Origin of the sequence: Caballeronia sp. LZ043 (assembly GCF_031451075.1) — a bacterium.
In the GTDB taxonomy this organism is placed as follows: domain Bacteria; phylum Pseudomonadota; class Gammaproteobacteria; order Burkholderiales; family Burkholderiaceae; genus Caballeronia.
Genome location: NZ_JARUXT010000001.1, coordinates 1,796,116 through 1,807,638, shown reverse-complemented (window position 1 = coordinate 1,807,638; position 11,523 = coordinate 1,796,116). Strand labels below are relative to the sequence as shown.

Below are 11,523 nucleotides of genomic sequence, written 5' to 3'. Positions count from 1 at the left end.
GAACCGGCTGAGCGCACGCTCGCCGGTTCTTCGCTCGAACACACACGAACACGCATCAGGACAATACAGAAATGGCTATCGTAGAAGTCAAGGTTCCCCAGCTTTCCGAGTCGGTCTCGGAAGCCACCATGCTGCAGTGGAAGAAGAAGCCGGGCGAGGCTGTCGCCCAGGACGAAATCCTCATCGAAATCGAGACCGACAAGGTCGTGCTCGAAGTGCCCGCGCCGTCGGCCGGCGTGCTCGCGCAAGTGATCAAGCATGACGGCGACATCGTCACCGCCGACGAAATCATCGCGAAGATCGACACCGAAGCGAAGGCCGGCGAAGCACCCGCCGCCGCCGCTGCCGGCGACGCCGAAGTGAAGCCCGCGCCGCAAGCCGAACCGGCTGCCGCCACGGCATCGGCTCCGGCTGCTGCCGCCGGCGCATCGACGGGCGGCGCCGCATCGCCGGCTGCGACCAAGATCCTGGCCGAGAAGGGCGTGTCGGCGGATCAGGTGTCGGGCTCGGGCCGCGACGGCCGCATCACGAAGGGCGACGCACTCGCCGCACAAGCGGGCGCACCCGCAGCGAAGGCTGCCGCTCCGGCTCCCGCTGCGGCGCCTGCAAAGGCCGCGAAGCCGGCTCTGCCGCAAGTCAGCGCACCCGGTTCGGCCGACCAGTGGCTCAAGGACCGTCCGGAACAACGCGTGCCGATGTCGCGTCTGCGCGCGCGTATCGCCGAGCGTCTGCTCGAGTCGCAGCAGACCAACGCCATCCTGACGACGTTCAACGAAGTCAACATGGCGCCGGTCATGGAGCTGCGCAACAAATACAAGGACCGCTTCGAAAAGGAACACGGCGTGAAGCTCGGCTTCATGTCGTTCTTCGTGAAGGCTGCCGTGCACGCGCTGAAGAAGTTCCCGCTCGTGAACGCGTCGATCGACGGTAACGACATCGTCTATCACGGCTACTTCGACATCGGTATCGCGGTCGGTTCGCCGCGCGGCCTGGTGGTGCCGATCCTGCGCAATGCAGACCAGATGAGCCTCGCCGACATCGAGAAGAAGATCGCCGAATTCGGCCAGAAGGCCAAGGACGGCAAGCTGTCCATCGAGGAAATGACGGGCGGCACGTTCTCCATCTCGAACGGCGGCGTGTTCGGCTCCATGCTCTCGACACCGATCATCAACCCGCCGCAGTCGGCCATTCTCGGCGTGCACGCGACGAAGGAACGCGCGGTCGTGGAGAACGGCCAGATCGTCATCCGTCCGATGAACTATCTCGCCATGTCGTACGACCACCGCATCATCGACGGCCGCGAAGCCGTGCTGTCGCTGGTCGCGATGAAGGACGCGCTGGAAGATCCGGCCCGTCTGCTGCTGGACCTGTAAGAACCCAGTGCCTTCGGGCGCGCGCGATAGGCTCGCGCGCGCCTTCGGAAAGGCGTCTCCGCAAGAGCGGAGTCACGATCAAGGAAAGTCATGTCCAAGGAATTTGATGTCGTCGTGATCGGCGCGGGCCCGGGCGGCTATATCGCGGCGATTCGCGCAGCGCAACTCGGCAAGACGGTTGCGTGTATCGAGAAGTGGAAGAACCCGGCGGGCGCATTGAAGCTCGGTGGCACCTGCCTCAACGTGGGCTGCATTCCGTCGAAGGCGCTGCTGGCGTCGTCGGAGGAGTTCGAAAACACGTCGAAGCATCTGGCCGATCACGGCATCACCGTGTCGGACGTGAAGCTCGATGTTTCGAAGATGCTCGCCCGCAAGGACGGCATCGTCGACAAGATGACCAAGGGCATCGAATTCCTGTTCCGCAAGAACAAGATCACCTGGCTCAAGGGCCATGGCAAGTTCACCGGCAAGAACGACGCCGGCGTGCAGATCGAAGTGTCGGGCGAAGGCGAGACGGAAGTCGTCACGGCAAAGAACGTGATCATCGCGACGGGTTCGAAGGCGCGTCATCTGCCGAACATTCCGGTCGACAACAAGATCGTCGCCGACAACGAAGGCGCGCTGTCGTTCGACGCCGTGCCGAAGAAGCTCGCCGTGATCGGCGCGGGCGTGATCGGTCTGGAACTCGGTTCGGTGTGGCGCCGCCTGGGCGCGGACGTGACGGTGCTCGAAGCACTGCCGCAATTCCTTGGCGCAGCAGACGAAGCGCTGGCGAAGGAAGCCGCCAAGCAGTTCAAGAAGCAGGGTCTCGACATTCACCTCGGCGTGAAGATCGGCGAAGTGAAGACGTCGGACGCGGGCGTGTCGATCGCCTACACGGACAACGCGGGCAATGCGAAAGAGCTGGAAGCGGATCGCCTGATCGTGTCGATCGGCCGCGTGCCGAATACCGACAACCTCGGTCTGGAAGCCATCGGCCTGAAGGCCAACGAGCGCGGCTTCATCGACGTGGACGATCACTGCGCGACCAGCGTGCCGGGCGTCTACGCGATCGGCGACGTGGTGCGCGGCCCGATGCTCGCGCACAAGGCGGAAGACGAAGGCGTGGCGGTGGCGGAGATCATCGACGGTCAGAAGCCGCATATCGACTACAACTGCGTGCCGTGGGTCATCTACACGGAACCGGAAATTGCGTGGGTCGGCAAGACGGAACAGCAGCTCAAGGCCGAAGGCCGCGAGATCAAGACCGGCCAGTTCCCGATGATGGCCAACGGCCGCGCGCTGGGTATTGGCCGTGCGGAAGGCTTCGTCAAGATGATCGCGGACGCGAAGACCGACGAGATCCTCGGCGTGCACGTGATTGCGGCGGACGCGTCGGACCTGATCGCGGAAGCGGTCGTGGCGATGGAGTTCAAGGCAGCCTCGGAAGACATCGGCCGGATCTGCCATCCGCATCCGTCGCTGTCGGAAGTGATGCGTGAAGCGGCGCTCGCCGTCGACAAGCGCGCGCTGAACATGTAAGCAGCTCGGCTTCGGGCAATACGCAAGGCATCGCAACGAAGGCGAGCGGATCAAACCGCTCGCCTTCGTCATTTTCAACGTCATCGACGCACAGACGCGGCATCATGAACGTCACCGAATACTACGAAAACGAACTGCGCACGCGGGGTTATCAATCGGACGAGGCCCAGCTCGCGGCGGTCGCGCGCCTGCAACGCTGCTATGACGAATGGGTCGCCTACAAGGCGCGCCGCTCGAACGCGCTGAAGAAGTTCCTGGTGCGCCCGGAGTTGCCGCGCGGCGCGTATCTGTGGGGTGGCGTCGGGCGCGGCAAGAGCTTCCTGATGGACAGCTTCTATGCGGTCGTGCCGGTGCAGCGCAAGACGCGCCTGCATTTTCACGAGTTCATGCGCGAGGTGCATCGCCAGCTGGAAGAGCTGAAAGGCCAGGCCGATCCGCTCGACGAAGTCGCGAAACGCATTGCGAAGCGCTATCGGCTGATCTGCTTCGACGAGTTCCACGTGTCCGACATCGCCGACGCGATGATCCTTTATCGCCTGCTGGACCGCCTCTTCAAGGCGGGCGTGCAGTTCGTGATGACGTCCAACTACGAGCCGGACACGCTGTACCCGGAAGGGCTGCATCGCGACCGCCTGCTGCCGGCCATCGAGTTGCTCAAGGAGCATCTCGACGTGCTCAACGTCGATGCCGGCACCGACTACCGCAAGCGCACGCTGTCGCAGGTGAAGGCGTATCACACGCCGCTCGGCGCGGCGGCGAGCGAGGCGCTGCGCGCCGACTTCGCGAAGCTCGCGGCGGTGCCCGACGAAAGTCCGATCCTGCACATCGAGAAGCGCGAGATCAAGGCGCTGCGTCGCGCGGATGGTGTCGTCTGGTTCGACTTCGCGACGCTGTGCGGCGGTCCGCGCTCGCAGAACGACTACCTCGAACTGGCGAACCGGTTCCACGCGGTGATCCTGTCCGACGTTCCGCAAATGAGTCCGCGCATGGCCTCGGAAGCGCGCCGCTTCACCTGGCTCATCGACGTGTTCTATGACCACAAGGTCAAGCTGCTGATGTCCGCCGCGGTGCCTGCGGAGGAGCTTTACGTCGAAGGGCCGATGGCGAACGAATTCACGCGCACTGTTTCGCGGATCGTCGAAATGCAGTCGAAGGAATACCTCGAAGCGCCACGCCGGGTCGCGGATATTACATTCAATTAATAAGAGAACAGGCGAAGGACGACCGTCCAAACGGCGTAAGGCTAGAGGGCATTTTCAAGATTCGGATCACTCTGATGTGCGGGCTGGCAGGGACTCGGTATTGTCGATCCCGGTTATCAGTCAGCGATTGGAGAGATGAACGTGAAGCCCTACCGCGATATGTCCGACGATGAATGGCAGATGGTGGCGCCGCTGCTCCCCGAACTACGGCCGCGCTCGGAGTTGCGTGGCCGGCCGCTCGCCAATACGCGCGCGGTGCTCAATGGCGTGTTGTGGGTGATGTACAGCGGCGCGTCGTGGTCCACGTTGCCGCGCAAGTACCCGTCGTATCAGACGTGTCATCGGCGTTTCAAGGCCTGGTATGAATCAGGTGTGCTGTTGCGCGTGATGACGCAGTTGTTCGGGCCATCGGGTGAGTCGCTGTACACGCTGATGATGTCGCGCATGCGCGTGCCCGCGGAATTCGAACACACGGCTTCGTGTGTGCTCGAAGAGGTGCAGGCCGAAGTGGCGGAACGGCAGGCGGCTTGAGCCCGCCGCCCGTCGGCTTTACTGCTGCCGCAGCCAGGTCTGTGAACGACCCAGCAGCGACACGCCGATGAACCCGCGCACCACCAGTTTCTGGCCGTTGTCGTCGAGCTTCATCTTGCACTTGTACAGCTTGCCGTTCTCGGGATCGAGGATATGGCCGCCGTCCCACGTGTCGCCGTCCTGACGCATGCCCGTGATGATCGTCATGCCCTTGATCAGTTGATCGCGGCGCTCGTCGGTGCAGGCGGTGCAGCGCTTGTCCGGTTGATCGAATTCGCCGATGCCGCGCACTACCTTGCCGGACAGCTGGCCGTTGCCTTCGTCGACAATCTGGATGATCGCCTTCGGCTTGCCGCTTTGATCGTCGATGGTTTGCCAGGTGCCGACCGGCGTGGCGTTCTGCGCAAACGCGCTGGCGGCCAGCATCGCGCACAGCATGCCGAGCAGGGGACGCACGCCGCGCGGACTGATGAAACGGCTCATGTTGCCTCCTTGTTCTGATTTTGATTGTGGCCGGCCGGGCACGCGCATGCCGCCGCCGGACCGGCTCAGCATACGGGAAAGCGACTCGTGGATTCGAGAGGGAAGCTTCTAGTCGCCCTCGCGCGGGTGCGCCTTAGCCCTTGCACGCCAGTCCCGCCTGAAGCGTGGCGAAGGTGCGCTCGTCAGTGCGATCGAAGTGCAGCGGCGTCACCGCGACACGCCCGGAACCCACTACCGCGGTCTCGCTGTCGGGCGAATTCGGACGCGGGCCGCGCTGGAAGCGCAGCCAGTGATAGTCGATGCCACGCGGATCCACCTCGGCGACCACGTCGATGCCCTCGACCAGACCCACGCCCTGGCGCGTGACCGTGAGCGGTCCGGCGGCGGAGGCATCGCAGTCGGGGAAGTTGACGTTCAGGCAGGTGGGCGCGTCGTGCGAGATCGCCAGCAACTGCCGGATCACGCCGGGCGCGAGCATGCGCGCCGTGTCCCAGCGGACGTTGTCGCGATCGCGAAAGGTCTGGCTGAGCGCAATGGAAGGCAAGCCGAGCAGCAAGCCCGTCATCGCGGCGCCCACGGTGCCCGAGAACATCGTCTCCACACCGAGGTTCGCGCCGCGATTGATGCCGGACAGCACGAGCGTGGGCGGCGCGTCCTTCATGAGGTGGCGCGCGGCCATTACGACACAGTCGCCGGGCGTGCCCTGCACGCCGAAGCGCCGCTCGCTCCGGCGCGACACGCGCAGCGGCGAATGCAGGCTGATGGAATGCGAGGTGCCGCTCTGGTCGTGCTCCGGCGCGACCACCCAGACCTCGTGCCCGAGTTCGGACGCCACGGCCTCGAGGACGGCCAGTCCGGGGGCGTCGATGCCGTCGTCGTTGGTGATGAGCACGCGTTGCAAGATGGGCGAAGAGGCGGACATCGCGAATCACTCCTGGTCGATGGTGAAAGAGATCGACCGATTATTGCAGAGTTCGCATGACGGGGCCTTCGCGTCCCTGATACAACGGGCTTACTTGACGCCCAGGCCGCGCAGGACAGCGTTGCCGTTTTCGGTCAGGCGCACCTTGGGACCGCTCGCGTCCGGCGACACGATCTCGACATAGCCGTATTCCTGCAGCGAGGCGACATCGGGCGTGGCCGCCATGACATCGATGGGCGCGTGCAGCAGCAGGAGCAGCGTGGCGATTTCGTGATGGCTGAGGAGCCGCTTGATGGCTCGCACGGGAGCCGAAGCCGGACGGACGAAGTTCATTGTATTTCCTCAAGTGTGCATGACGATGTGCGGCGCCTTGGCCCTGGCGATACCGGGGTGTAGCGCGTGCTTTGATGTCGATGGAATGCGCGCAGGTTATCGGCCGACACTTAGGCGAGACTTAAAAATCGCGCTCCATGACCGCCGCAGTTGTTACAGTGAATGTCACGTCTCGCGCGAACATTGCGCCGCCTCGCAAGCGTCGCGCTCAGAAGCGATAGTCGGGGTTTTTCGGGTCGAACGTGAGGTCGTCGAACGTCATGGGCTCGACGCGCTCGAACACCACGCTTTCAAAAATTTCGCCGTCGTTGTCGAAGGATTCGAGCGAGCGGAAGAACGGGCGCTCGAGATCGAGGCCGAGCACTTCCTTTTTCGCATAGAACGCCGGCTGACCGGTCGGCGTTTCGTAGGTGAGCGCCACCACGCGCACGCCGCGCACGGTCTTCACTTCGATATCCGCCGGCTGCGTGATGCCCGCTTCCGCAAAGCGCTGCCCCTCGTCGATGAAACGCCGGGTGATCGCCTCGACGCCCAGTTCGCGGATCGAATGGTTCGACTGCGAACGCGCGAGCGCGCCGTTCACCGAAGTCCAGATCGGCAGCACGCCCAGGAAGCCGCCCAGATGGCCGTAGAGCTGGTCGGGACGTTTCGAGTCGTCATAGATGATTTCCTGGCCCGCGTGCGCGCCGTCGGGCAGCCAGCGCGCGTAGATGCGCAACGGTTCGCGCGTCACCCGCACGAGCATGTGATCGGCGCGCTTCGGCCACACGCCCTTGATGCGCTCGCGCCGCACCATCGTGAACTCGTAGGACGCGAAGGCGCTCAAGTCTTGCTCCAGATAGCGCGGCAGCGCGCCCGGATCGAGCGCGCGGAACAACGCGACGAGCTGGGCATCGTTGAGCCTCGCGAGTGCGCCGGTCGATGCCGCCTGCGCGAGCCACTGTGCTTGCGCGGCTGCGTCGAGATTCGCGGGCAGCGCGGCGGACGCAACTGGCGGCGCCTCAGGCAGTTGGGCATAGGCAAGCGAGGGCACGGTTGCGCCCGCGAAAATCGCACACGCCTGAAGCGCGGCGCAGGCGTTTCGCAAGGTCGAAGCGCCACGGCGTCGCGTGTGCGGCATCAGCTTCTCTCCGATGATCAGTCCGGCGGGTTCGTCGGTGCGTTGCTTTCGCGCAATTCGCGCCGCAACACCTTGCCGATGGTCGTCTGCGGCAGCGCGTCGCGGAACTCGACGAAGGCGGGCACCTTGTAGCCGGTCAGGTGTAAACGGGCGAACTTCACCAGTTCTTCCATCGTCAGCGATGCATCGCGCTTCACGACGAACACCTTCACGCGTTCGCCGGTCACCGGGTCCGGCACGCCGACCGCCGCCACCGCGCGCACCTTCGGATGCGCGGCGAGCACGTCCTCGATCTCGTTCGGATACACGTTGAAGCCCGACACGATCATCATGTCCTTCTTGCGGTCGATGAGACGGATGAAGCCGCGCGCATCCATCACGCCGATATCGCCGGTGGCGAGCCAGCCGTCGGCGTCGACGACTTTCGCGGTGTCTTCCGGCCGGTTCCAGTAGCCTTTCATCACCTGCGGGCCATGCACGCAGAGCTCGCCCGGTTCGTCGACTGCGGCCCACGCGCCATCCTCGCGGCGCAGACGCACGAGCGTGGAGGCCACCGGCAGCCCGATGGTGCCGTCGAATGCATGACTGCCGTGCGCATCGAGCGGCGTGGCGCAGACGAGCGGCGCGCATTCGGTCAGGCCATAGCCTTCGATGAGCGTCTGTCCCGTCAGTTCCTTGAAGCGCGTGGCTACGGTGCGCTGCGTTGCCATGCCGCCGGCCATCGCGAGCTTGAGCGAGGAGAAGTCACGGCGGCGAAACTCGTCGTTGTCGAGCAGCGCGCTGTAGAGCGTATTGAGCGCGGTAATGGCCGTGAAGTCTTCGTGCCGCAGCGCGCGCATCAGCGCATGCAGGTCGCGCGGATTGACAATCAGCACGTTGCGCGCGCCGATTGCGAGGAAGGTCAGCGCGTTCACCGTCAGCGAATAGATGTGATAGAGCGGCAAGGGCGTGACGACGATCTCGCTCCCGTCGACGAGCCGGCTGCGCGCCCAGCCAAGTGCCTGCAGCAGGTTGGCGATCACGTTGCGATGCGTGAGCATCGCGCCCTTCGCGGTGCCGGTGGTGCCGCCCGTGTACTGGATGAACGCGATGTCGCCGAGACCCACGCGCACGGGTTCGAAGCGGCGCCGCGTGCCGCGCGCGAGCGCCTGCGGCAGGCGCACGGCATCGGGCAGGACGTAGGCGGGCACCTGTTTCCTGACATGCCGGAGGATGAGATCGAGCACGCGGCCCTTGAGATTGAGGCCGCCGCCGAGCAGATCGCCGATGCCGGTCACGACGACATTGCGCACGCGCGTCCCCGGCTGCGCGTCCTGCACGGTCTTCGCGAAGTTCTCGAACACGACGACCGTTTGCGCGCCGCTGTCCTTCAGTTGATGACCGAGCTCGCGCACGGTATAGAGCGGATTGACGTTGACGACGATTGCGCCCGCGAGCAGCGTGCCGAAGAGCGTGACGGGATAGGCGAGGGTATTGGGCATCATCAGCGCGACGCGATCGCCGGGCTTCACGCCGATGCCTTGCAGATACGACGCGAACGCATGCGCGTGCGCGCCGAGGGTCGCGAAGCTCATCTCGGAGCCGAGGCTCACGAAGGCGATGTGATCGCGAAAGCGCGCGACGCAGTCGTCGAAGAAATGCGCGAGCGAGCGATAGCGTTCGGAATCGATCTCGCGCGCCACGTCCGGCGGATACGACGCGTACCAGATGCCGTCCGTCGCGTGCGGCTCGAACGCCGCGCGCGGCCCTGCGTGTCCCGGGCTCATGCGTGTCTCCGTTGGCGCGCCTGACCCGCCGCGCCTTTTATTTTTGCTGCTGCTGGTGCTTCTGCTGCGTGCCGCTCAACGCTCCAGTATCGCCACGATGCCCTGGCCGCCCGCGGCGCAAATCGAGATCAGGCCGCGCAGCGGCTGGCCATCGGCACGCGGCGGCGCGTGGGCCAGCATCTTCGCGAGCGTGCCCACGATGCGTCCGCCCGTCGCCGCGAACGGATGGCCGGTCGCAAGCGAGCCGCCGTTTACGTTGAGACGCTCGCGCGGAAGCGCGCCCAGCGGGCCGTCCAGGCCCAGCGCGGTGCGGCAGTATTCGTCGTCTTCCCATGCGGCGAGCGTAGACAGCACTTGCGCGGCGAAGGCTTCGTGAATCTCGTAGAAGTCGAAGTCCTGCAGCGTGAGGCCGGCGCGCGCCAGCATCGTCGGCACTGCGTAGGCGGGCGCCATCAGCAGGCCTTCGCGCTGGTCGAAGAAATCGACGGCCGCCGTCGCCGAAAAGCTCAGGAACGCCTGCACCGGCAGCCCGCGCTCCGCGGCCCATTGCTCGGACGCGAGCAGCACCGCCGAGGCGCCGTCGGTGAGCGGCGTCGAATTGCCCGCGGTGAGCGTGCCGGCGTCGCGGTCGAAGACAGGCTTCAGTTGCGCGAGCCGGTCGGCCGACAGGTCGGGCCGCAGCGTGTTGTCCTGCGTGAGTCCCTTGTAGGGCGTCATCAGGTCGTTGAAGAATCCGCGCGCATAGGCAGCGGCCAGCTTCATGTGGCTTTCCAGTGCGAGCGCGTCCTGGGCCTCGCGCGAAATCTTCCAGCGCTTGGCCATCAGCTCGCAGTGCTCGCCCATCGAGAGTCCGGTGCGCGGCTCCGCGTTGCGCGGCAATTGCGGCTTGAAGAACATGCCGGGCCGAAGCTTCGCGAGTGCGCCGACGCGCTGTGCCGCCGAACGCCCGCGATGCGCTTCGAGCAGGATCCGCCGCATCCGTTCGTTCACGGCGATGGGCGCGTCGGAGGCCGTATCGACACCGCCCGCGATGCCCATCTCGATCTGCCCGAGGGCGATCTTGTTGGCGACCAGGATCGCCGTTTCGAGGCCGGTGCCGCAGGCCTGCTGCACGTCGTAGGCGGGCGTTTCCCGCGCGAGCGTGGTCGAGAGCGCTGCCTCGCGCGTCAGGTTGAAGTCGCGCGAATGCTTGACGACGGCACCCGCGGCGACTTCGCCGGCGCGCATGCCGTGCAGGTCGAAGCGATCGACGAGCCCTTGCAGCGCGAAGCTCAGCATGTCCTGATTCGACGCGTTCGCATACGCCGTGTTCGCGCGCGCAAACGGAATCCGGTTGCTGCCGATGATCGCGACACGGCGCACGGCATTCATGGCAGCTCCCATTCGAAGTGGCCGCGCAGGTGCGGAACGTCGCCTGCGATATCGCGCACTTCGAAATCGCGTGCGACGGACGAGGGCGCCGCGCTCCACAGCGTCGCTTCGCCGGGCAGGTACAGCGGCGTCTTGAAATCGCCGTGCGCGTGGCCGGCCGCCAGCGCCTTGACCGGATGCAACGCCGCGAGCGTGCGCGCCAGCGTCCACATGCCGTGCGCGATCGCGCGCGGAAAGCCGAACGCCTTCGCCGTCAGCATGTGCAGATGGATCGGATTGAAGTCGCCGGATGCTTTCGCGTAGTCGCGGCCCAGTTGCGGCGGCAGTTGCCAGCGCGCCTCGCGTGCAAGCAGCGGGCGGGCGACTGCCGCGACCGCATCCGGCGCATCAGGGGCGCTCGCGCTACGCGCGCCGCGCTTCAGGTAGACGCTGTCGCCATCCCAGACGGCTTCGCCGCGCCGGAAAATGCGTGTGTGCAGCGTGAAGGCCTGACCTTTCTGATGCGGCATCAGCGGCCCGCATTCGACTTCGATGCGCAGCGCCTGTCCCGCCATCAGCGGACGGCGCAGGTGCACGCGATTCGAGAGATGCACGACGCCGAGCGCGGACCACGGAAACGACGGATCGGTCAGCATCATCAGATGCAGCGGAAACGCCAGCACGTGCGGAAAGGTGAGCGGCACGCCCTGCTCGGGAATGAAGCCGCAGACGCGCGCATAACGGCCGATGGCCTCGGGGTCGAGCTTGACGTCGGGCCGCACCAGCCGGATGGCGGGCAGTTGCGGCGCGTGGCCGCGCCGGAACAACCCCGGCAGCGCGCGGCCGTAGAGCCGGGCGGGCGGCGGCAAAGTCTCGACGACGACGGTGCGGGCGCGCGGCAGGGTCGGTGCGTGCATGGCGG

Annotated in this window: 11 protein-coding genes; 4 read left to right on the top strand and 7 right to left on the bottom strand. The window is 65.6% G+C overall.

The genetic code is table 11. From position 1 onward, the window contains the following. Nucleotides 1-71 precede the first annotated feature (71 nt). The 4 genes from odhB to QCE64_RS08115 all read left to right on the top strand — a co-directional run bounded on the left by odhB (nucleotide 72) and on the right by QCE64_RS08115 (nucleotide 4,627). Nucleotides 72-1,373, top strand: a complete 1,302-nt coding sequence (gene odhB / locus QCE64_RS08130) for a 2-oxoglutarate dehydrogenase complex dihydrolipoyllysine-residue succinyltransferase (protein WP_309916739.1) — start codon at nucleotides 72-74, stop codon at nucleotides 1,371-1,373. A gap of 90 nt (nucleotides 1,374-1,463) precedes the next feature. Further along, nucleotides 1,464-2,894, top strand: a complete 1,431-nt coding sequence (gene lpdA, locus QCE64_RS08125) for a dihydrolipoyl dehydrogenase (protein WP_310003373.1) — start codon at nucleotides 1,464-1,466, stop codon at nucleotides 2,892-2,894. 104 nt (nucleotides 2,895-2,998) lie between these two features. Beyond that, nucleotides 2,999-4,096, top strand: a complete 1,098-nt coding sequence (zapE, locus tag QCE64_RS08120; RefSeq protein ID WP_309916733.1) for a cell division protein ZapE — start codon at nucleotides 2,999-3,001, stop codon at nucleotides 4,094-4,096. Nucleotides 4,097-4,237: 141 nt separating this feature from the next. After that, on the top strand, nucleotides 4,238-4,627 hold the full coding sequence (locus QCE64_RS08115; protein ID WP_309916730.1) for a transposase: 390 nt from the start codon (nucleotides 4,238-4,240) through the stop codon (nucleotides 4,625-4,627). Between the two features lie 18 nt (nucleotides 4,628-4,645). On the opposite strand, the gene QCE64_RS08110 is transcribed toward QCE64_RS08115, so the two are convergent. From QCE64_RS08110 to QCE64_RS08080, 7 genes are all read right to left on the bottom strand, one after another. Next, nucleotides 4,646-5,065: a DUF2147 domain-containing protein gene (locus QCE64_RS08110; protein WP_309919746.1), complete on the bottom strand. Its 420-nt coding sequence runs from the start codon at nucleotides 5,063-5,065 to the stop codon at nucleotides 4,646-4,648. Between the two features lie 178 nt (nucleotides 5,066-5,243). Continuing rightward, nucleotides 5,244-6,032 (bottom strand): 5'/3'-nucleotidase SurE, encoded by a 789-nt coding sequence (gene surE / locus QCE64_RS08105; RefSeq protein ID WP_309916727.1) that lies wholly within the window; start codon nucleotides 6,030-6,032, stop codon nucleotides 5,244-5,246. A gap of 90 nt (nucleotides 6,033-6,122) precedes the next feature. Further along, nucleotides 6,123-6,365: a hypothetical protein gene (locus QCE64_RS08100; protein WP_309916724.1), complete on the bottom strand. Its 243-nt coding sequence runs from the start codon at nucleotides 6,363-6,365 to the stop codon at nucleotides 6,123-6,125. Between the two features lie 208 nt (nucleotides 6,366-6,573). Then, on the bottom strand, nucleotides 6,574-7,485 hold the full coding sequence (locus tag QCE64_RS08095; protein WP_310003371.1) for a DUF1571 domain-containing protein: 912 nt from the start codon (nucleotides 7,483-7,485) through the stop codon (nucleotides 6,574-6,576). Nucleotides 7,486-7,502: 17 nt separating this feature from the next. Continuing rightward, nucleotides 7,503-9,251 (bottom strand): AMP-binding protein, encoded by a 1,749-nt coding sequence (locus QCE64_RS08090; RefSeq protein ID WP_310003369.1) that lies wholly within the window; start codon nucleotides 9,249-9,251, stop codon nucleotides 7,503-7,505. A 75-nt stretch (nucleotides 9,252-9,326) separates the two neighbouring features. Next, entirely contained in the window at nucleotides 9,327-10,622 is a 1,296-nt protein-coding gene (locus tag QCE64_RS08085) for an acetyl-CoA C-acetyltransferase (RefSeq protein WP_310003367.1), read from the bottom strand. Continuing rightward, complete coding sequence (locus QCE64_RS08080; RefSeq protein ID WP_310003364.1) at nucleotides 10,619-11,518, bottom strand: MaoC/PaaZ C-terminal domain-containing protein; 900 nt, start codon at nucleotides 11,516-11,518, stop codon at nucleotides 10,619-10,621. The genes QCE64_RS08085 and QCE64_RS08080 overlap by 4 nt, the downstream gene beginning before the upstream one ends. Nucleotides 11,519-11,523: the final 5 nt, after the last annotated feature.

Excerpts from the sequence above, each read along its gene's own strand:
- QCE64_RS08110 (WP_309919746.1), bottom strand. The coding sequence starts at position 5,065 with ATGCTGTGCGCGATGCTGGCCGCCAGCGCGTTTGCGCAGAACGCCACG.
- QCE64_RS08090 (WP_310003369.1), bottom strand. The coding sequence starts at position 9,251 with ATGAGCCCGGGACACGCAGGGCCGCGCGCGGCGTTCGAGCCGCACGCG.
- odhB (WP_309916739.1), top strand. The coding sequence starts at position 72 with ATGGCTATCGTAGAAGTCAAGGTTCCCCAGCTTTCCGAGTCGGTCTCG.
- QCE64_RS08085 (WP_310003367.1), bottom strand. The coding sequence starts at position 10,622 with ATGAATGCCGTGCGCCGTGTCGCGATCATCGGCAGCAACCGGATTCCG.
- zapE (WP_309916733.1), top strand. The coding sequence starts at position 2,999 with ATGAACGTCACCGAATACTACGAAAACGAACTGCGCACGCGGGGTTAT.
- QCE64_RS08100 (WP_309916724.1), bottom strand. The coding sequence starts at position 6,365 with ATGAACTTCGTCCGTCCGGCTTCGGCTCCCGTGCGAGCCATCAAGCGG.
- surE (WP_309916727.1), bottom strand. The coding sequence starts at position 6,032 with ATGTCCGCCTCTTCGCCCATCTTGCAACGCGTGCTCATCACCAACGAC.
- lpdA (WP_310003373.1), top strand. The coding sequence starts at position 1,464 with ATGTCCAAGGAATTTGATGTCGTCGTGATCGGCGCGGGCCCGGGCGGC.
- QCE64_RS08095 (WP_310003371.1), bottom strand. The coding sequence starts at position 7,485 with ATGCCGCACACGCGACGCCGTGGCGCTTCGACCTTGCGAAACGCCTGC.
- QCE64_RS08080 (WP_310003364.1), bottom strand. The coding sequence starts at position 11,518 with ATGCACGCACCGACCCTGCCGCGCGCCCGCACCGTCGTCGTCGAGACT.